Genomic DNA, 19,493 nt, shown 5'->3' with positions numbered 1-19,493 from the left:
GCCGTTACCTAAATAACGGATATGTACACCGAATCAAACAGCCGCCAAAGAAGGCTCCAACTGCCGCTGAGCCAACCAAATCTCCTCCTGCAACCACTGCGCAAACACCTGCAACTGCGGCGTATCCGTCTGCTCCGGCCGGGTCACCAGCCAATACGACTGATGCCCCTCCACATGCACATTCAGCACCTGCGTCAACTGCCCACTGGCCAACTCCGAAGCGACCATATGCCAATCCGCAATGGTAATCCCCAACCCATCGATCGCCGCCCGAATCGCCAAATCCAGCAGGTCAAACTCATACCCCCCCTCGATATCAACCCCACTGATCCGCGCCGCATCCAGCCAATGCTTCCACGTCAGATACCGCTGATCCTCCCGCGCCAGCACATGCAGCAACGTCATGCGATTCAGATCAATCCCGTCACTCCACTCCCGGGCATACAACGACGGCGCACACACCGCGATATGCCGCTCCTGAATCAACAGCGAACTGTCCAAACCATCCCATTCCCCATCGCCAAACCGAATCGCACAATCCAGCGTACTGGTCTCCGCCAGGCTGTCCTGCAACCGCGTGGTAATGCTCAGCTCCAACTCCGGATGCTGCTCGCGCAAGCGCCCCAACCGCGGCATCAACCAACGATTGGTAAACGTCGGCGGCGCATTGATGTGCAACCGATTGGCATGGGACTTCTGCTGGATACTGCGCACCGTCAGCTCGATCTTGTCGAACGACTGGTGCAACGCCCGCAGCAATACCCGCCCGGCACTGGTCAATTCCAGGTGATGGTGACGACGCTCCAGCAGGGCCTCGCCCAACTGTTCTTCAAGCTGGCGCACCTGGCGGCTGACCGCACTCTGCGTGACGTTCAACAGCTCGGCGGCCCGGGTAAAACTGCCGGTACTGCCGGCGACTTCGAAAGCTTTGAGGGCGTTGAGACCGGGCATTTTGCGTTTCATGGACGACACTCGGGAGCACAGGGGAAATAACCTGCACAACATACCTTTTTGTATTGGGTCAGCGGTAGCACCCCAGCCTGACAAACAATTAATCGTCGCAACCGCTGAAAGTGTCGTTTATCGCTACAGACCGTCGCTCACGAATAAATAGCCTGCGTATAACGCATGCACACTAAGACAATTAAGCATTGGTCGTCGCCAGGCTATAAACGCTAGTCTGCCAATGTACTTCCTGTAACTTCGCCCCTCTCTTTCGCGATTAACTTATCGAGTCATCGCCATGTCCAACGCACCCGTTTCATCCCGGCGAAGTATTGGCTTGCTGGCACTGGTGTTTACCGCCTGCAACGCCACCACCCACGGTTTCAGTGTGTTCCTGTATTCGGCGCTGTTGCCGCAGATCCGCCTGGCCTTTGAGCTCAGTTACAGCCAGGCCGCGTTGATTGCCGCGCTGTTGCAGCTGTTCTACATGGGCGCCTCGATTGCCAGCGGCCTGGCGGCGGCGTGGATCAGCCCGCGCAATATGGTGCGCCTGACCATCGTCCTCAGCCCCGCCCTGCTGGCCCTGGCCGTCGCCGCGCCGTGGGTGCTGCCGTTTGCCCTGTGCCTGGCACTGGTGTCGGCGTGCGCGGTGTCGAACTGGAACGCGATTTCGGCCCTCGCTCAAGAGGTGATCCCGACTACACATCGCAGCCGGGTGCTGGGGCTGGCGTCCTCGGGCTCAGCCTTTGCGCTGTGCTTGAACGGGCTGTTGATCGCGCTGTTGCAGGGGTTGTCGTTGCGCCAGTTCTGGCTGATCTGCGCCGGGTTGACGCTGGTTGTCACGCTGTTGACCCTGTGGGCACTGGCCCCGATCAAGCAACCGACACCACGCGAGACCATGGCGCCGGCGCTGAACCAAGTGCTGCGCCAATGGCTGAAGTTGTGCGTGGCACAACCGGTGGCAATGCAGATCGTCTTGCTCAGCGCGTTTATCGGCGCCATCAGCGGGCCGTTTCTGAATTTCCTGTCGGCGTTCGTCAGCGAGCAGCTACAAGCCAGCGCCTCCGTCACCGGCTCGATGTGGACGCTGATCGGGATCGGCGGTGTGATCGGCGGCTTGCTGCTGGGCACGCTGGCAGACCGTTGGGGGGCGTTACGGGTGATGGCCCTGAGTATCGGCGCGTTTGGTCTGAGCATGCTCGGCTTGCTCGGGCACCCGAGCTTGGTACTGAGCTGGCTGGCGGCCGGGCTGTTCGCGCTGTTCTATTTCCCGTGCTGGGGCTTGATGGCCGCCTACGTCGGTGCCCGGCTCAGCCCGGTGCACAGCCTGCAAGTGGTGAGCCTGAGCATGGTCAGCTACGGCCTGGCCAGTGCCACCGGCAATGCCTTGTGCGGCTGGCTGCTGCAAGTCACTGGCGAATTTGCGGTGGTGCACGGCTGGATCGCGGCCTGGGTGTTGGCCAGCCTGTTATTGCTCAAGCGCATGGCCCAGCGACACACCCGCGAAGCGCTGGCCGCCCAGATGCCCTGAGTGGCCCAGTTGCCGGCGCAGAATCTCCACCAGGGCATCCACTTCCGGCACCTGGCAACCGGCTGAACGCCAGAACATCAGGCGCGCCGGGGCAATCGGCGGGAAGCCCTGGCGCTCGTCCAGAATCTGCCAGTCGGGTGGCACCAGGCGCCGCGCCATCACGCCCACCGACAAGCCCTGCTCGATCGCAATCGCAATGCCGCGCGGGCTTTGGCTGGTGTAAACCACCTGCCACGAGCGCCCGGACTGGGCCAGCGCCTGCACGGCGTTCGCACGGAACGCGCAGCCCTCGGCGTACACCGCCAACGGCACCGACTGACGCCCCACGCAACTCCAGCTGGGCGCCGCGACCCACACCAACGGCTCGTCGCACAGGTATTCCCCGCTCTGCAAACCTGCGTGTTCCACCCCCAGCACCAGGTCCAGCTCGCCCCGTTGCAGGCGCCCCACCAGGGCCGTCGACATCTCGCAGCACACATCGGGCCGCACCTGGGCGAACTGCGCCTGGAAGTCCTTGAGCATCCCGCCCAGGCAATACTCGGCGTAGTCCTCGGGCATGCCGAGGTGGATACACACCTGTTGATTGGGCAATTGCGCGGCGCTGACGGCCTCGCTGTGCAGCTTGAGGATCTGCCGGGCGTAGATCAAAAAGGTTTCGCCACCGGGGGTCAGGCCCACCGAGCGGCTGGTACGGCGGATCAGTGGCGTGCCGACGATGTCTTCCAGGCGTTGCAGGCTCTGGCTGACGGTGGATTGGGTCTTGTGCAGGCGCTCGGCGGCCGCCGAAAACCCCTGGCACTCGATAATTGCCACAAACACTTTAAGCAGGGTGCCATCCAGTTCGCCCGACATAACTATCGCCCTCGCCGATGGATTCGATCACAACTTGTAATTTCCACTTTGCACCTCGTTCAGCAACTATCGGGTCAGCCAAAAACACCAACTGATAGTTCCGGGAGTCTTGCATGAGCCTTCAACTTGCTGACGCTGAAGTGGGCGATATCAGCGACATTATTAATACCGAGCTGTATCCCATACATGATTCGGGCCATGTTCAATTACAGGCCCTGATCGAACACGCCCGGGCCGAACTGGCCGAAGACGGTTGCTGCCTGCTGAAGAACTTCCTGCGCCCCGCGGCGCTTGAGCAGGCGCGCCTGGAAGGTTTGGCGCTGTCGAGCAAGACGTTTTATTCGGTGCGCAAGGTCAACGCCTACTTCACCGAGGACGACACCTCCCTGCCCCACGATGACCCGCGCCGCACGTTCATGGAGCGCACCAGCGGCTTTGTGACCCGCGACATGATCGCCCCGGACGCGATCATCCACCGGCTGTACGTGTCGCCGATGATGAAACGCTTTATCGGTGCCTGCCTGAATGAGCCGGAAATCTTCGAGTACGCCGACCCGTTCGCCGGGCTGGTGATCAACGTGATGCCGGACGGCACCGAGCAGCCCTGGCACTTCGATACCAACGAATTCATCGTCAGCATGATGACCCAGAAGCCCGAGGCCGGCGGCCTGTTCGAGTACGCGCCGATGATTCGCTCGCGCACCCAGGAGAACCTCGGCGCCGTCGGCAAGGTGGTGCGTGGCGAGGACCGTTCGCGGGTGCAGGAACTGGAGCTGAATCCCGGCGATTTGCAGATATTCAAAGGGCGTTTTTCGGTGCACCGGGTGACCCGCGTGGAAGGCGCCACCGAGCGCAACACGGCGATCTTCGCCTACTCCGAAAAGCCCGGAATCATTGGCCGTGCCCAGCGCACCAAGCAGCTTTACGGACGCCTGTCCGAAGCCCATCTGCAAGCCGAACGCAACCTGGTCCGCAGCGACCAGTTGCTCGACTGATTCACACCTAAGAAACCTTGAAACCGTATTTGCCCTGCGAGGAACACCCTATGAGTCTGTCCGGCCCCAACCGCAACCCCGCTGACTGCGAACCTACCCATGACGAGATCCAGCAGATCCAGTTGGACCGTCTGCAACGGGTACGCAACGAGCTGAAAAAACGCGACTACGCCGCCTGCGTACTGTTCGACCCTACCCACATGCGCTACGCCACCGGCTCACGCAACATGCAGGTGTACTCGGCGCGCAACCCGGCCCGCTATGCGTTTATCCCGGCAGAAGGCCCGGTGGTGGTGTTCGAGTTCGGCGGCTGCCTGCACCTGGCCGAAACCCTCAACACCGTCGATGAAGTGCGCCCGGCCAAAGCCATCTCCTATTACTTCTGCGAAAGTTTCCTGGGCAATGTCACCGCCGACTGGGCCGCGGAAATCGATGAGCTGGTGCGCAAATGCGGCGGCGGCAAACGCATCGCCATTGAAAGCGCCACCTCCGCCGCAGCCTTCGAACTGCAAAAGCTCGGCTACCAGATTTTCGACGCCCAGGAACCGCTGGAACGTGCGCGCTGCATCAAGGTGCCGAACGAACTCAAGATGATCCGCGCCAGCCTGCGCGCTACCGAGGCCGGGGTGCGCCTGATGGAAAGCAAACTCACCCCCGGCATCAGCGAGAACGAGCTGTGGTCGCACCTGCACCAGCATGTGATCGCCACCGACGGTGATTACGTCGAGACCCGCCTGCTGTCCTCCGGCCCACGCACCAACCCGTGGTTCCAGGAGTGCAGCACCCGGCCCATCGAAGCCGGCGACCTGGTAGCGCTGGACACTGACGTGGTCGGGCGTTTCGGCTACTACGCCGACTTCTCGCGGACCTTCCTGTGCGGGGAACAAGCCGCCACCGCCAAGCAGCAGGAGCTGTACAAACTGGCCTACGAGCAAGTGCAGACCAACATGGAAATGCTCAAGGCCGGGCGTAGTTTCAAGGAGTACGCGGAACTGGCCTGGAAGATTCCCGAGCATTACAAAAACAACCGTTACTTCGCCCTGGTGCACGGGGTTGGCATGACCGGTGAATACCCCTACGTGGTGCATCGCGAAGACATTGACGCCCTGGGCTACGACGGTGTGTTCGAAGCCGGCATGACCATCTGCGTGGAAAGCTACATCGGCCACGACGACGGCGGCGAAGGGGTCAAGCTCGAAGAGCAGATCTACATCCACGAACAGGGCATCGAGTTGCTCTCCGACTACCCGTTCGACCCGCGCTTGTTGAGGTACTGATCGTTCCTACGCTCTGCGTGGGAATGCATCCCGTGACGCTCTGCGTCACCGTTTCGCAGAGGGGACGCGGAACGTCCGGGGCGGCATTCCCACGCAGAGCGTGGGAACGATCGGTCGGTGGGGAGCGACATGTAACATGCGTTTATAGAACGTTCCAACGCAGAATTTGTCGTTTGTCGATCTTTGCGCAAATGACAAAACTGCGGGCATCTCTAATAAAAACAACATGAGAGCTGCCCTATGTCCTGTCCCATTGCCACCCTCCCGACTTCGTTGCGCCTTGTTCTTCTGCCGGCTTCACAGCGGTCACGGTCGCGCCTTCGCGGCGCTTGCCATTGACCCTTGCGGTTCAACAAAAAAACGCATATTCGCAAGTACCGGAGAGGCTTATGAAAGAGTTGACTACCCTGGACGGCGCCGCGCCGCATCCAGCCGTAAATGATCTGTGTGCCCAAGTGCAAAGCGGCGAAATCAACCGTCGCCAATTCCTGCGCACGGCCGCGCTGCTGGGCATCACCGTCGCCAGTGCCAGCACCTTTCTCGGTTCCGCACTGCTGGGCAATCACGCCCAGGCCGCCGAGCCACGCCAGGGCGGCAGCCTGCGGTTTGCCTGCGCGATCCAGGAAATCCAGGACCCGATGCTGATCACCTGGATCGAAGCCTCGAACCTGCTGCGCAACTCGGTGGAATACCTGACCTGGGTCGACGCCGACAACATCACCCACCCTTACCTCGCCGAGAGCTGGAGCCCGTCGGAAGACCTCGCTACCTGGACCTTCAACCTGCGCCAGAACGTGAAGTGGAGCAACGGCGACACCTTCAACGTCGACGACGTGCAGCACAATATCGAACGCTGGATCGCCGCCGATTCCAAGTCGGTGAACCGCACCGCGTTCCAGGACATCAAGGCCTTCGAAAAAGTCAGCGAGTTCCAGTTCCGCCTGGTGCTCAAGCGGCCGATCCTGGCGATCCCGGAGATGCTCAACGCCTTCACCTGCGCCATCGTGCACCGCAGCTTCAAGGCCGGTGACGACTGGGCGAAAAACCCGCTGGGCACCGGGCCGTTCAAGCTGGTTTCATTCGCCGTGAACAAGCAGGCGACCTTCGCCAAGCGCGCCGATTACTGGGGCAAACCAGCCAACCTTGACGAGTTGCGCTACATCGACATGGGCACCGACGTGTCCACCCACCTCGCCGCCCTGCAAGCCGGACAAGTCGACGTGCTGTACCGCGTGACGGTGGCTGAACTGGACCTGGCCAAGCGCTTGCCCGGGGCCCAGTTGCTGACCTGCAAGTCGGCGCAAACCGTGGTGATGCGCATGGCCTGCGACCAGAAGCCGTTCACCGACCTGCGGATCCGCAAGGCGGTGGTGCTGTGCGCCGATAACGCGCAGATGCTGAAGATCGCCTATCGCGGCATGGGCACCCTCGGCGAAGACCATCATGTGGCGCCTTCCCACCCCGAATATTTCCCGCTGCCCAAGCGCAACCGCGACGTGGCGGCGGCCAAGAAGCTGCTGGCCGAAGCCGGCTTACCCAACGGCATCGACATTGACCTGATCGTCGGCAACACCCAGGGCCGCTATGAACAGGACTGCGCGCAGATCCTGCAACAGAACTGCCTGGAAGCCGGGATCCGCATCAACCTCAAGGTGATCCCTGCTGCACAGTACTGGCCGATCTGGGACAAGGCTGCTTTCAGCCTGACCTACTGGGCCCACCGCCCGCTGGGCGTAATGTCCCTGGAACTGGCCTACCGTGGCGGTGGTGCCTGGAACGAAAGCCATTACAGCGACCCGGCGTTCGATGCCGCGCTGGACAAGGCCATGGGCATCATCGACCCGAAACAGCGCGCCGTGGCGATGGAAAATGTCGAACGCATCCTGCAGGACGCCTGCGTGATCGTGCAGCCGTTCTGGGGCGACAAGTTCACCGCCGTGAGCAAAAAGGTCCAGGGCTTCCAGGTGCACCCTTCCGACTTCTACCCGATGGACAGTGTGTGGATGAGCGCTTGATTTAGCGCACGCCCTCCTCCCTGCCCGCACACGGGCAGGCATCCCTTGAACAGTCGGAGCATGCACCCATGGCTCATTTTCTGATGCGCAAGTTATTGGCGCTGGTGGCGACCCTGCTGTCGGTGTCATTGATCGTGTTCCTGGCCCTGGAACTGAATATAGAAGACGTGGCGATCAACGTCCTCGGCCCCTACTCCGCGGCCGACCAGCGCGCCGCGTGGCTGGTGGAACATGGCTATAACCAACCCTTTGTGTGGCGCTACCTGGTGTGGCTCAAGGACTTTGTCAGCGGCGACTGGGGCACCTCGGTGTACTTTCGCGAATCAGTGATCAAGCTGCTGCTGCCGAACCTTGCGCAAACCCTGACCCTGGCCGGCCTGGCCTTGCTGGTGATGGTGCCGGTGGCGTTGACCCTCGGCATTCTGGCCGGGATTCGCCAGGGCTCGGCGCTGGACCGCCTGGTGTCGTTCCTGTCGATCGTCACCACCTCGATTCCCGACTTCGCCAGCGCGGTGTTCGTCTCCGCGATCTTTGTGTTCTGGCTTAACTGGCTGCCCGGTGTGAGCAGCATGAGCGAGGGCTTCAGCGTCGTGCAATTGGTGCTGCCACTGATGGTGCTGTGCCTGTTCGGCATCGGTTACCTGGCGCGCATCACCCGGGCCTCGATGATGGAAGTGATGCAGGCGCCGTACATCCGCACGGCGCGGCTCAAGGGGGCGTCGACCTCACGCATTGTGCTGCGGCATGCCCTGCGCAATGTGCTGATCGCGCCGGTCACGGTGATCATGCTGTACATCCCGTGGCTGCTGTCGAACGTGATCGTGGTGGAGGTGTTCTTCGCCTACAAGGGCTTCGGCTCGCTGCTGTACACCGCCTCGCTGAACCATGACGTGTACCTGATCGAAGCCTGCGCGATGGTCAGTGCCGTGGTGGTGGGCATCACCAAGATTTTCTCGGACCTGGCCTACACCTGGCTCAACCCGCGCATCACCCTGCGCAGCCTCGGCGGAGGTGCCCAATGAACCTCCTGCACTCGTTCAAACATCCCTTGGCATTGCTCGGCCTGCTGCTGGTGGGCGGCTGGGTGGTGATCGCGCTGTTCGCACCGTGGATCGCGCCCCATGATCCGCTGGAAAGCTTCACGCCCTTACTGACGCCAATGACCGTCGGCGACAACGGCCAGAGCTTCCTGCTGGGCACCGATATGATTGGCCGCGACATTCTCTCGCGGCTGATCTGGGGCACCCGTACCGTGCTGTTCTGGTCGATCCTCGCCACGCTCACCGCGTTTGCCGTGGGCATCGCCATGGGCCTGTGCGCCGGCTACTTCAACGGCTGGGTCGACAGCGTGCTGTCGTATGTGGCCGACACGGTGCTGTCGTTCCCGGTGCTGGTGCTGTACATCGTGATCATCATCGCCCTCGGTGCTTCGGCGCTGAATATCCTGATTGCGGTGACCTTCACCAGCGCGCCGGCGATCTTCCGGATCATGCGCGCCCTGACCATCGATATTCGCTCGCGAGACTACGTGCTCAGCGCCATCACCCAGGGCGAGGGCTCGCTGCGGATCATGCTGGTGGAAATCCTGCCCAACTGCGGCGGGCCGCTGATTGTCGATTTTTGCCTGCGCATCGGCTACACCGCGATCATGATCGGCGCCCTCGGCTTCCTGGGCCTCGGGCTGCCGCCGCCCACACCGGACTGGGGCGGCATGATCAATGACGGCCGCGCCATGGCCATCGCCTTCCCGCACCTGGTGATCTTCCCGTGCATCGCCATCTCCACCCTGATGCTGGGCCTGAGCCTGTTGGCGGACGGCCTGGATGAACACGCCCAGAAAGGCGCAAGGAGTTGAGCATGAACCACACGCAAGTACTGCGGGTGCAGAACCTGTCCATCGAATTGCCCGCCGGCGCCGACCGCAGCCACGCGGTGCAAGGCATCAGCCTGGAAGTGCGCAAGGGCGAAATCCTCTGCGTGATCGGCGAGTCCGGCTCCGGCAAGTCCGTGCTGTCGGCGGCGATCATGGGCGACTACGCCAAGGGTTTGCGGCATACCGAAGGCGTGATCGACTTCCTCGGCGATGACATTTGCACCCTCGACGAGGAGCGTTTGCGCCAGCTGCGGGGCAACCGTATTGCGATGATTTTCCAGGAGCCCATGGCGGCGCTGAACCCGGCGATTCGCATTGGCAAGCAAGTGGAAGAGATCTTCGATATTCACGCACCGCAGATGCCTGGCGCTGAACGCCGCGAGCGCATGCTGGCGCTGCTGGAGTCGACGCAACTGCCGGACCCGCCACGCATCGCCAACAGCTTTCCCCATCAACTGTCTGGCGGGCAATGCCAGCGGGTGGTGATTGCCATGGCGCTGGCGATGAACCCGGACCTGCTGATCGCCGACGAACCCACCACGGCGCTGGACGTGACCACCCAGGCGCAAGTGCTGAAGCTGGTGCGCGAGCTGCGCGGCCGCGGGCAACACGGCATTCTGTTTATCACCCATGACTTCGGCGTGGTGGCGCAGATTGCCGACCGTATCGCGGTGATGGAAGGCGGCCGGCTGGTGGAAATCGGCGAGCGCGACCAGGTGCTGAATGCCCCGGCCCACGCCTACACCCGCAAGCTGATTGCGGCCGTGCCGGCGCTGCACCCGGAGCTGCACAAGCCGAGTGCCGACGGCGAGCTGGCATTGCGCATCGAGCACCTGACCAAGACCTACACCGTCGGCGGCAGCTCGGTGGCGGCCTTGCGCAATGTCTCGCTGCAACTGCCACGGGGCAAGACCCTGGCGATTGTCGGCGAGTCCGGTTCGGGCAAAAGCACGTTGGTGAAAGCCGCGATCCGCCTGGTGGACAGCGACAGCGGCCACGTATGGGTCGGTGACACCGACTTCCTGGCCCTGCGCGGCTCGGCGCTGGCGGCGAATCGTCGGCGCATCCAGATGATTTTCCAGGACCCGTATGGCTCGCTCAATCCTCGGCACCGGGTGGGCGACATCATCGCCCGCGCCGCGCAATTGCGCGGGTTGTCGGCCAAGGATGCGTGGGCTGAAGCCGGAGATTTGCTGGAACAGGTGGGCCTCAAGCGCGACGCCCTCAAGCGCAAGCCCCGGCAGTTCTCCGGCGGCCAGCGCCAGCGCATCGGCATCGCCCGCGCCCTGGCGATGCGCCCGGAAGTGTTGATCGCCGATGAGAGCGTGTCAGCCCTGGATGTCTCGGTGCAGAAACAGGTGCTGGAACTGCTGGCCGAACTGCAGCAGCGCCTGAACCTGAGCATCCTGTTCATCACCCACGACCTGCGGGTGGCGGCGCAGATCAGCGACTACATCGCGGTGATGCGCCAGGGCGAAGTCGTGGAATACGGCACTGCCGAGCAAGTGTTGCTGCGACCTCAGAACACTTACACCCAGACCTTGCTCGCCGCCGCCCCCGGCGCCTCGGAGCTGCCCACGGCAGGCCCGCCGTTGCGGCTGATTCGCCCGCAAGCGCACTGAGTCAACCCTTTACCCCGCGTCGCAGCGTTCGTTGCGGCAAGGGGCTGCTGTTGCCAAAAAATAACCAATAACGAGAGCAAAACCATGCGACCAACCTTCCGTTACATCGCTCTGGTCCCTGTGCTTGGCGCCCTTGCGGCACCGGCCATGGCCATTCAAGTCACCGACAACCTCGACCTCGGCGGCGCCGTGCGCGCCCGTTGGGACTACGACCCGGATCGCGACATCCAGAAGTTCGGCCTCGACACCGCGTACCTCAGCGCCAAGTACAACTCCGACACCTGGATCGGCGAAGCGCAGTACCGCTTCTACGGGCGCTCCTACCCGTACCAGTACACCAAGAACTACGGCGATATCCAGTTCGCCAAGTTCGCCTGGGTGGGCTACAAGTTCAACCCCGACCAGCAGGTGCAAGTGGGTTTGAACACCGTGCCGTTTGGCTTGCAGCCGTACTTCGGCAGCACCTTCTACGAAACCCTGGGCAACGTGATCGGCCTGGAAGATGTGCAGCAGGTCGGCGCCAAGTACATCCAGCAAAGCGGTGACTGGAACATCCAGGCCGGTTACTACCTGCGCCCGGCGTGGCAGGGCAAAGGCACGAGCAAGGGCGTGACCTACTCCAGCGTGATCTCCGAGGCCGACAGCTACGTGGGCGACGGCAGCAACAACCAGGAACGCAATACCGTGGTGGTGCGGGTAGCCAAGGCCATGGACCTGGGCGGGTGGAAATCGGAAGTCGGGCTGTCCGGCCTGACCTCCACCCTGGAGAACAAGGACACCAATGACGATGGCCGACGCAACGCGGTGGCGATCCACTACCTGGGCAAGAACGGCCCGTGGGGCGTGCAATTGCAGGCGGCACGCCAGCAGATGTCGCCGCGCAACCCGGGCACCGACAGCGTGGTGACCCTGGGCGGGTATGACGGCACGTTCAACGTGGCCAGCCGCGGCAATCTTTATGTGGCGGATTTGAGCTACGACGTGGGTGGCAAGTACCTGTTTGACCAGGTCAGCGGCGTTAAGCTGTATGCCAACTACAGTGCGTTTGACAAGTCCGAGGATCAGTTCAAGACCTCGCAGCGGGTGATCCTGGGCACGTCGTTTTCGGTGAGTAAACTGTGGGTGGCCACGGAGTGGTTGATCGGCAAGAACGATCCGTATATTGGTGGGAGCAGCTATACCGAGAGCTTGGGAGCTGGGGGGAGTAACCAGTGGGAGAATCAGTTGTATATGAACATTGGCTACTACTTCTAAAATAGGCGGCGTCTTCACTGACGCCTTCGCGAGCAAGCCCGCTCCCACATTTTGACCGCGGCGCCGATCAAATGTGGGAGCGGGCTTGCTCGCGAAGAGGCCGCCAAAAACACCATAAAAACAACAGGTGTGGAATCCATTTCATGCGCCAACTGCCCTCCCTCAACATGCTCCGTGTCTTCGAAGAAGTCGCCCGCCACCGCAGCTTCAGCCAGGCCGCCGTGGGCCTCAACGTCACCCAGGGCGCCGTCAGCCGCCAGATCAAACAACTGGAAGACTACCTCGGCGTTGCCCTCTTCATCCGCACGCCCCAGGGCCTGTCCCTGACCGAAGCCGGCTTCGCCCTCTCCCCGCACCTGAGCGACGCCTTCGACCATATCGAGCGCGCCCTGCACGCCGTGCGCGTGCCCAACCTGCGCCAGCGCCTGCGCATCGTCGCGCCACCCACCTGGGCCACCCGCTGGCTGTCCGCCCACCTGCGCCGGTTTTGCGAGCGTTACCCGGACATCAACCTCAGCGTCACCCACCAGAACACCCACGCGAGCCTGGCGGAAATCGACTGCCAGGTCCGCTTCGGCCTGGAAGCGGCCACGCAGTGCAGCAGTGAACTGCTGGTGATGGAACGCCACATCGCCGTCGCCAGCCCGGAACTGTTCAGCGACGGTCAGCCACCCGACCTGCGGCGCTTTCCGCTGCTGCACATCCTGCACGACGGCAAGCGTTTGCAGGTCTGGGAGAACTGGCTGGCGGCCATGGGCCGGGAAGATATCGATGCAGGCCAGGGCCTGGAATTCAGCACCCTGGACCAGGTGATCCACACCGCCCTGGCCGGCGGTGGGCTGGCGGTGATCGACCGGCAGATGATCGAGCGCGAACTGGCGAATGGCAGCCTGCTGCCGATCACCCCGGTGGAGGTGATCGGCCCGTATGGCTATTGGCTGGATGTGGCAAGTGACAAGCAGGGTTTATCCAAGGTTCGGTTGTTTACGCAGTGGTTGAACCGGGTGAGCAATCCCTGACACCGCAGGCTCGGCCTTGCACGCCTGGCTCAAGGTCAACGCCTTGGTTTCCGGCGCCCAGGCCCAGGAGATGATCGCCCCCAGCACCAGGATCGCGGCGAGGATGCCCATGGTCGGGCTCAGGCCGATCCCCGCTACGCTCACCGGCAACAGGAAGGTACTCACCGCCGAACCCAGGCGGCTGACGGCTGTGGCAAGGCCGATGCCGCTGGCCCGCACTTCGGTCGGGAAGCTCTCCGCCGGGAATACGCCCACCAGGTTGCTCACCGCCGACAGCACCAGGGTGAAGACGCCGAACGTCAGCACCATCAACCACGCCATGCTGCCCGGCAATACCGCCAGCAGAAACAGCGCCGCCGCCAGGATGATGAACGAGTTGATCAGAAAGCCCCGCCGGGAGAATTTCACGGTGCACCAGATGCCGATCAAGGCGCCGATGATCAGCAGCAGGTTGAGCATCAGCTCGGTGCCAAAACCTTCGGCCAGGCCCATCTTCTGCAGGATCGACGGCAGGAAGGTGTAGATGGCGAAGTACGGCATCACGATGCACACGAAGAACAGGCAGTTGAACGCGGTGCGCTTGCGGTATTCACGGCTGAACAGCACGCCGTAGCCGGAACGGGTTTGCGTCGACGGTTCTTCATCGAGGACCACGTGTTCGCCGAGGTGTTTCTTGACGATGGCTCGGGCCTCGGCAATCCGGCCCTGGTTGATCAGCCAGCGCGGCGATTCGGGCGTGCCGATGCGCGCGATCAGGATCAGCCCGGCAGGAATTGCCGACGATGCGAGCATCCAGCGCCAGGCATCATCGCCGAGGCTGAGCATGGCGGTGCCGACGAAAGTCGCGGCCACGTAACCAACCGTCCACACCACGCTGAAGGAGCCCAGCAGTACCCCGCGATGTTTCCTGGGCGAGAACTCGGCGAGCATCGCGTGGCCGACGCTGAAGTCGCCGCCCAGGCCGATACCGATCAACACCCGGCAGAGGAACAGGCCCATGGCGGTTTCGGCGTAGAACTGCATCACCGAGGCAACGGTGATCAGGACGAAGCTGACCAGGAAGATTTTCTGCCGGCCGAGGGTGTCGGAGATCCAGCCAAAGAACAGGCTGCCCATAAACAGGCCGATCAGGGCCGAGGCGCCGATCAGGCCTTGCCAGAAGGCGTCCAGTTGCATCTGTGGGCTGAGCAAGGTGAAGGCAATGCCGATCAGGCCGAGGATGTAGCCGTCGGTGAAGTGGGCGCCGAAGGTCAGGCCGGCGATTTTAAGGTGGAAGCGACCGATGGGCAGGTCGTCGATTTTGATGGGTTGGGTGGACATGGTGTTCTCCATATTTTTGTTCTTGACGGAGTAACAGCGGGCAAGCCCATTTCCCTGTGGGAGCGGGCTTGCTCGCGAAGGCGGTGTGTCAGTCAATGCATGTGGTGGCAGGCCCACCGCTTTCGCGAGCAAGCCCGCTCCCACATTGGATCGGTGTTGTTTGGGAGAGTGGGGTCAGAGACCGCCCATCAACAGGTATTTGATCTCCAGGTAATCCTCCAGGCCGTACCTGGAACCTTCACGACCCAGGCCCGACTCCTTGATCCCGCCAAACGGTGCGACTTCGGTGGAGATGATCCCTTCGTTGATCCCGACCATGCCCGCTTCCAGGCCTTCGGCCATGCGCCATACGCGGCCGATGTCGCGGCTGTAGAAGTAGGCGGACAAGCCGAACGGCGTGTCATTCGCCCGTTGCAGCACTTCGGCTTCGTCCTTGAAGCGGAAGCAGGCCGCCACCGGGCCGAAGGTTTCTTCCTGGGCAATCAGCATCTCGCCGTGGGCTTCGGTGAGGATGGTCGGTTCGAAGAACGTCCCGCCCAAGGCATGGCGACGGCCGCCGCACAGCAGCTTGGCGCCTTTCTCCAGGGCGTCGCCGACGTGGGCTTCAACCTTGGCCAACGCGGCCGCATTGATCAGCGGGCCTTGTTCGGTTTCTCCCTCGAGGGCGCTGCCGACGCGCATCGCAGAGACCGCTTCGGCCAGCTTGCGGGTGAACGCATCGTACACAGCGTCCTGGATGAAGAAGCGGTTGACGCAGACGCAGGTCTGCCCGGTATTGCGAAACTTGGAAGCCATGGCGCCTTTGACGGCAGCGTCCAGGTCGGCATCGTCAAACACGATAAAGGGTGCGTTGCCGCCCAGTTCCAGGGAGACCTTTTTCAGGGTGTCGGCGGCCTGGCGCATCAGCAGCTTGCCGGTGCGGGTGGAGCCGGTGAAGGACAGCTTGCGCACAATGCTGGAGGCTTGCAGTGCGCCACCGATGGCCACGGCATCGCCGGACACGATGTTGAACACGCCCGCCGGAATCCCGGCCTGTTCTGCCAACACCGCCAGGGCGAAAGCCGACAGCGGGGTTTCTTCCGACGGTTTGAGAATCATCGTGCAACCCGCCGCCAGCGCCGGGCCGACCTTGCGGGTGACCATGGCCAGGGGGAAATTCCATGGGGTGATCGCTGCGACCACGCCGATGGCTTCCTTGGTCACGATGATCCGCGCGTCGGCCTTGTGGCTCGGGATCACGTCGCCATAGGCACGCTTGGCTTCTTCGGCAAACCATTCGAGGAAGCTCGCCGCGTAGACCACTTCGCCCATGGCTTCGGCCAGCGGCTTGCCCTGTTCCAGGCTGAGCAGGTGGGCCAGGTCCTTCTGGTTGCTCAGCATCAACTCGCTCCAGCGCTTGAGGCGCTGGCTGCGTTCCTTGGCGGTGAGCTTGCGCCAGGCTGGCAACGCGCGGTTGGCGGCGGCAATGGCCAGGTCGGTTTCTTCAGCCCCGGCGCGTTGTACTTCGGCGATCTGCGCACCATTGGCCGGGTTGAGCACCGGGTAGACCGGCCCACCGCTGGACCATTGGCCATCAATGAAATTGCCTGTGCGAATCAGCGGGTTCATGCCACGGCCTCTATCAGGTTAAAACGGTCCAGGCCCGGACGGGCGCTGCGCAGGATGCGTTTGCCGGCGGTGTAGTCGTTGATCACATCGCACGGCGTGTAGTTGCGTTCCAGCTCGTGCAGTTCTTCGGCATCCAGTTGGGTGTCGAGGGCTGCAAGCGCGCTATCAAATTGTGCGGTGGTGTCGGCGCCCACCAGCATCACGTCCACACCCGGATGGTTGGCCACCCAGGCCTGGGCGATCTGCGCGTTGGACACGCCACGGGCACGGGCCACACGTTGTACCGAGTGGGCGATGTCGAACGATGCCTGGTCGCTGTACATCTGCTGGGTGAAGAAGTCGGTCTGGTTGCGGGTCGACTGCACTTCGCCGGTGAGCAAGCCACGGGCCAGCGGGCTGAACACCGACACGCCCAGGCCCTGGTCGCGGCAGAACGGGATCATCTCGCGCTCTTCCTCGCGGTAGGCGCAGTTCAGTTGCAGCTGCATGTTGATCGGCTTGACCCAGCCATTGCGCTCGCAGGCCATGAGAATTTTTGCCAGTTGCCCGGTGAGCATGGTCGACACGCCGATGTAGCGCGCCTTGCCGGAACGCACGATGTCGTTGAGGGCGCCCATGGTTTCTTCCACCGGGGTGTTCACGTCGAAGTAATGCAGCATGAACACGTCGACGTAATCCATGCCAAGGCGGCTCAGGGAGGCGTCGATGCTGTCCATGATGTGCTTGCGCGAATGGCCGCTGGCATTGATGCCGCTGCGGGTGCCGTAGCCGACCTTGGTGGTGACCACGATGTCTTCACGGCGCGCAACGCGCTTGAGGATGCGCCCGACCACTTCCTCGCCGACGCCTGCGGAGTAGAAGTCCGCCAGGTCGATGAAGTTGACACCGTTGGCCAGGGCATGGGCAACGATGGGTTCGCTTTGTTTCTCGTCGAAGATCCACGGTTTCCAGTCCGGGGTACCCATGTTCATGGTGCCCAGGCACAGGCGCGAGACTTGCAGGCCGGAGTTGCCCAAACGGATGTATTGCATGGGAATGTCCTCAGGCTTTTGGCGTGTAGAAAGGGTTGCTGATGTGGTTGACCACATCCGCCAGTTGCGCGGTGTGCGGCAAGCCTGTGAGGGCGGCGCGGATCGCGGTGCGGCAGGCGTTGTAGTTGTTCAGGTAGACCGCATCCAGGTCATCGCAGGCCGGGTTGACCCAGTTGGCGGTGACAATCGCCCACTCGTCCTCGGCTTCCGGCGGCAGGGTGCCGTCGAGCAGGGCTTCGAGCACCGCCTTGGCGATCCCGGCCTGGGACGCGCCCCAGGTGGCATTGCCGTGCAGGTCGCTGCCGATGGCGGCCTTGTTGACGTAGAGGGTCATGGGTTTGACCGGGATGTTCGGCTGGGCAATCACCATGAACGGGCAATGGCCCTGGCTTGGCGACGCCAAACTGTTGGCAAACGCCTGGCCGGCCGGACCGTTGCGCGGGCCGATGAGGATGTTGATGTGGGCAGCATTGACGCCTGGGCCTTCGAAGCCTTCGCCGATGTACAGATCAAGTGCTTTCATTTCGCAAACGCTCTTTTTTGTTATGGGGAGCTGGTTGGCGAATTTTTAGCACTGGCCCGGGTAGCGGCCGTAACCATTAAAAGTCATGGGGCTGTGAGTTTTAGTCATGGCCCTGCGACCATCGGCCTGGTCTTGTGCGTTGACCATCGTTGCCACACCCCATATAGTGTGCCCACAAACACAGACAACCACTACATAGTGTGCAAGAACGCTGAACACCGACCACACTATGCGCCGTATTTCAATGCCTTGAAGCCTGCAAAACGCACATTTTTGAACACGCTGGGTGAATCGAAGCCCACGCCGTCAGACGGACCACGAAGGAGCAATTCAATGCTGAGTTGGGATGAAGCAGATCAACCAGACACCGGTGACATAGTCATCCGGGGCGCCAACGCCGGCCACGCCACCGAAGCCAACATGGACCGCCTCGACGGTGCCGGCGCTGCCGCCGCCCTTGAAGCCCGCAACGTGACCGCCAGCGACTCCGCCGCGATCATCCGGGCCAAGGCCGCCCTCGACAAACTCGACGTCGCCGAAGGCCTCGCCGAACTCGAAGGCTCCGCCGCCCGCGTCGCCGTTGACGAAAAGCGCATGATCAACTGCCGCGCCGACCTCAACCAACTCGTACCTTTCAAGTACGACTGGGCCTGGCAGAAGTACCTCGACGGCTGCGCCAACCACTGGATGCCGCAAGAGGTCAACATGACCGCCGACATCGCCCTGTGGAAAAATCCGGAAGGCCTGACCGACGACGAGCGTCGCATCGTGATGCGCAACCTCGGCTTCTTCTCCACTGCGGATTCGTTGGTCGCGAACAACCTGGTACTGGCTGTGTACCGCCTGATCACCAACCCGGAGTGCCGCCAGTACATCCTGCGCCAGGCCTTCGAAGAAGCGATCCACACCCACGCCTACCAGTACTGCATCGAATCGCTGGCCATGGATGAAGGCGAGATCTTCAACATGTACCACGAGATTCCATCGGTCGCGAAGAAAGCGGCTTGGGGCTTGAAGTACACCCGTTCGATCTCCGATCCGAAGTTCGAAACCGGCACCGTCGAGACCGACAAAGAACTGCTGCGCAACCTGGTGGCGTACTACTGCGTTCTGGAAGGCATCTTCTTCTACTGCGGCTTCACCCAGATTTTGTCCATGGGCCGTCGGAACAAGATGACCGGCGTGGCCGAGCAGTTCCAGTACATCCTGCGGGATGAGTCGATGCACCTGAACTTCGGTATCGATGTGATCAACCAGATCAAAATCGAAAACCCGCACTTGTGGGATGCCGAGATGAAGGAAGAAGCGACCCAGATGATCCTGCAAGGGACTCAGCTGGAGATTGAATACGCGCGTGACACCATGCCACGCGGTGTACTCGGCATGAACGCCGCGATGATGGAGGACTACCTCAAGTTCATCGCGAACCGTCGTCTGTCGCAGATTGGGTTGAAGGAAGAGTATCCAGGGACGACTAACCCATTCCCGTGGATGAGCGAGATCATGGACTTGAAGAAAGAGAAGAACTTCTTCGAGACCCGTGTGATCGAGTACCAGACTGGCGGCGCGCTGAGCTGGGATTGATTTAAAGCGGCCCCTTCGGGGGCCGTGTTGTTTCACCTGTCGAT

16 protein-coding genes are annotated in these 19,493 nt (G+C 62.1%); 10 read left to right on the top strand and 6 right to left on the bottom strand.

The window, feature by feature from the left end:
• Positions 1-33: 33 nt before the first annotated feature.
• On the bottom strand, positions 34-963 hold the full coding sequence (locus HX873_RS14110; protein WP_032899060.1) for a LysR substrate-binding domain-containing protein: 930 nt from the start codon (positions 961-963) through the stop codon (positions 34-36).
• Positions 964-1,243: 280 nt separating this feature from the next.
• Between HX873_RS14110 and HX873_RS14105 the strand changes: the two genes are divergently transcribed.
• A complete protein-coding gene (locus HX873_RS14105) occupies positions 1,244-2,476 on the top strand; it encodes an MFS transporter (RefSeq protein ID WP_177122823.1) in 1,233 nt (410 codons plus the stop codon).
• On the opposite strand, the gene HX873_RS14100 is transcribed toward HX873_RS14105, so the two are convergent.
• Entirely contained in the window at positions 2,414-3,328 is a 915-nt protein-coding gene (locus HX873_RS14100) for a LysR family transcriptional regulator (RefSeq protein WP_177051865.1), read from the bottom strand. The two genes, HX873_RS14105 and HX873_RS14100, sit on opposite strands and share 63 nt — an antisense overlap.
• A gap of 113 nt (positions 3,329-3,441) precedes the next feature.
• On the opposite strand from HX873_RS14100, the gene HX873_RS14095 reads away from it, so the two are divergent.
• The 8 genes from HX873_RS14095 to HX873_RS14060 all read left to right on the top strand — a co-directional run bounded on the left by HX873_RS14095 (position 3,442) and on the right by HX873_RS14060 (position 13,383).
• On the top strand, positions 3,442-4,323 hold the full coding sequence (locus HX873_RS14095; protein ID WP_177122822.1) for a hypothetical protein: 882 nt from the start codon (positions 3,442-3,444) through the stop codon (positions 4,321-4,323).
• A gap of 50 nt (positions 4,324-4,373) precedes the next feature.
• A complete protein-coding gene (locus tag HX873_RS14090) occupies positions 4,374-5,600 on the top strand; it encodes a Xaa-Pro peptidase family protein (RefSeq protein WP_177122821.1) in 1,227 nt (408 codons plus the stop codon).
• Positions 5,601-5,989: 389 nt separating this feature from the next.
• Entirely contained in the window at positions 5,990-7,615 is a 1,626-nt protein-coding gene (locus HX873_RS14085) for an ABC transporter substrate-binding protein (RefSeq protein WP_177122820.1), read from the top strand.
• 68 nt (positions 7,616-7,683) lie between these two features.
• Positions 7,684-8,637 carry an ABC transporter permease gene (locus HX873_RS14080; RefSeq protein ID WP_177122819.1) on the top strand — a complete coding sequence of 318 codons (954 nt, stop codon included), beginning with the start codon at positions 7,684-7,686 and terminating at the stop codon, positions 8,635-8,637.
• A complete protein-coding gene (locus tag HX873_RS14075; RefSeq protein ID WP_003218574.1) occupies positions 8,634-9,470 on the top strand; it encodes an ABC transporter permease in 837 nt (278 codons plus the stop codon). The genes HX873_RS14080 and HX873_RS14075 overlap by 4 nt, the downstream gene beginning before the upstream one ends.
• 2 nt (positions 9,471-9,472) lie before the next feature.
• Positions 9,473-11,110, top strand: coding sequence for an ABC transporter ATP-binding protein (locus tag HX873_RS14070; RefSeq protein WP_177070546.1), 1,638 nt, complete (start codon positions 9,473-9,475; stop codon positions 11,108-11,110).
• Positions 11,111-11,194: 84 nt separating this feature from the next.
• The gene (locus tag HX873_RS14065; protein WP_003218578.1) at positions 11,195-12,364 is read left to right on the top strand and encodes a hypothetical protein; all 1,170 of its coding nucleotides are present in this window, start codon (positions 11,195-11,197) and stop codon (positions 12,362-12,364) included.
• Between the two features lie 143 nt (positions 12,365-12,507).
• Positions 12,508-13,383 (top strand): LysR substrate-binding domain-containing protein, encoded by an 876-nt coding sequence (locus HX873_RS14060; RefSeq protein ID WP_177021275.1) that lies wholly within the window; start codon positions 12,508-12,510, stop codon positions 13,381-13,383.
• Here the strand turns inward: HX873_RS14060 and HX873_RS14055 are convergent.
• From HX873_RS14055 to fae, 4 genes are all read right to left on the bottom strand, one after another.
• Positions 13,330-14,703 carry an MFS transporter gene (locus HX873_RS14055; RefSeq protein ID WP_177021276.1) on the bottom strand — a complete coding sequence of 458 codons (1,374 nt, stop codon included), beginning with the start codon at positions 14,701-14,703 and terminating at the stop codon, positions 13,330-13,332. The genes HX873_RS14060 and HX873_RS14055 overlap by 54 nt on opposite strands.
• A 174-nt stretch (positions 14,704-14,877) precedes the next feature.
• Entirely contained in the window at positions 14,878-16,311 is a 1,434-nt protein-coding gene (locus tag HX873_RS14050) for an NAD-dependent succinate-semialdehyde dehydrogenase (RefSeq protein WP_177040190.1), read from the bottom strand.
• Positions 16,308-17,342 (bottom strand): aldo/keto reductase, encoded by a 1,035-nt coding sequence (locus HX873_RS14045; RefSeq protein ID WP_102606526.1) that lies wholly within the window; start codon positions 17,340-17,342, stop codon positions 16,308-16,310. The genes HX873_RS14050 and HX873_RS14045 overlap by 4 nt, the downstream gene beginning before the upstream one ends.
• 10 nt (positions 17,343-17,352) lie before the next feature.
• Positions 17,353-17,865, bottom strand: a complete 513-nt coding sequence (gene fae / locus HX873_RS14040; RefSeq protein WP_003212394.1) for a formaldehyde-activating enzyme — start codon at positions 17,863-17,865, stop codon at positions 17,353-17,355.
• 333 nt (positions 17,866-18,198) lie between these two features.
• Here fae and HX873_RS14035 point away from each other — a divergent pair, with 333 nt between their 5' ends.
• Complete coding sequence (locus tag HX873_RS14035; RefSeq protein WP_177122818.1) at positions 18,199-19,449, top strand: ribonucleotide-diphosphate reductase subunit beta; 1,251 nt, start codon at positions 18,199-18,201, stop codon at positions 19,447-19,449.
• Positions 19,450-19,493: the final 44 nt, after the last annotated feature.

This window comes from Pseudomonas sp. P7758 (assembly GCF_013386485.1).
In the GTDB taxonomy this organism is placed as follows: domain Bacteria; phylum Pseudomonadota; class Gammaproteobacteria; order Pseudomonadales; family Pseudomonadaceae; genus Aquipseudomonas.
This window is presented reverse-complemented; position numbering and strand designations above follow the sequence as displayed.

Bases quoted from the DNA above. Each gene is read 5' to 3' on its own strand.
- HX873_RS14110 (WP_032899060.1), bottom strand. From the start codon at position 963: ATGAAACGCAAAATGCCCGGTCTCAACGCCCTCAAAGCTTTCGAAGTC.
- HX873_RS14105 (WP_177122823.1), top strand. From the start codon at position 1,244: ATGTCCAACGCACCCGTTTCATCCCGGCGAAGTATTGGCTTGCTGGCA.
- HX873_RS14100 (WP_177051865.1), bottom strand. From the start codon at position 3,328: ATGTCGGGCGAACTGGATGGCACCCTGCTTAAAGTGTTTGTGGCAATT.
- HX873_RS14095 (WP_177122822.1), top strand. From the start codon at position 3,442: ATGAGCCTTCAACTTGCTGACGCTGAAGTGGGCGATATCAGCGACATT.
- HX873_RS14090 (WP_177122821.1), top strand. From the start codon at position 4,374: ATGAGTCTGTCCGGCCCCAACCGCAACCCCGCTGACTGCGAACCTACC.
- HX873_RS14085 (WP_177122820.1), top strand. From the start codon at position 5,990: ATGAAAGAGTTGACTACCCTGGACGGCGCCGCGCCGCATCCAGCCGTA.
- HX873_RS14080 (WP_177122819.1), top strand. From the start codon at position 7,684: ATGGCTCATTTTCTGATGCGCAAGTTATTGGCGCTGGTGGCGACCCTG.
- HX873_RS14075 (WP_003218574.1), top strand. From the start codon at position 8,634: ATGAACCTCCTGCACTCGTTCAAACATCCCTTGGCATTGCTCGGCCTG.
- HX873_RS14070 (WP_177070546.1), top strand. From the start codon at position 9,473: ATGAACCACACGCAAGTACTGCGGGTGCAGAACCTGTCCATCGAATTG.
- HX873_RS14065 (WP_003218578.1), top strand. From the start codon at position 11,195: ATGCGACCAACCTTCCGTTACATCGCTCTGGTCCCTGTGCTTGGCGCC.
- HX873_RS14060 (WP_177021275.1), top strand. From the start codon at position 12,508: ATGCGCCAACTGCCCTCCCTCAACATGCTCCGTGTCTTCGAAGAAGTC.
- HX873_RS14055 (WP_177021276.1), bottom strand. From the start codon at position 14,703: ATGTCCACCCAACCCATCAAAATCGACGACCTGCCCATCGGTCGCTTC.
- HX873_RS14050 (WP_177040190.1), bottom strand. From the start codon at position 16,311: ATGAACCCGCTGATTCGCACAGGCAATTTCATTGATGGCCAATGGTCC.
- HX873_RS14045 (WP_102606526.1), bottom strand. From the start codon at position 17,342: ATGCAATACATCCGTTTGGGCAACTCCGGCCTGCAAGTCTCGCGCCTG.
- fae (WP_003212394.1), bottom strand. From the start codon at position 17,865: ATGAAAGCACTTGATCTGTACATCGGCGAAGGCTTCGAAGGCCCAGGC.
- HX873_RS14035 (WP_177122818.1), top strand. From the start codon at position 18,199: ATGCTGAGTTGGGATGAAGCAGATCAACCAGACACCGGTGACATAGTC.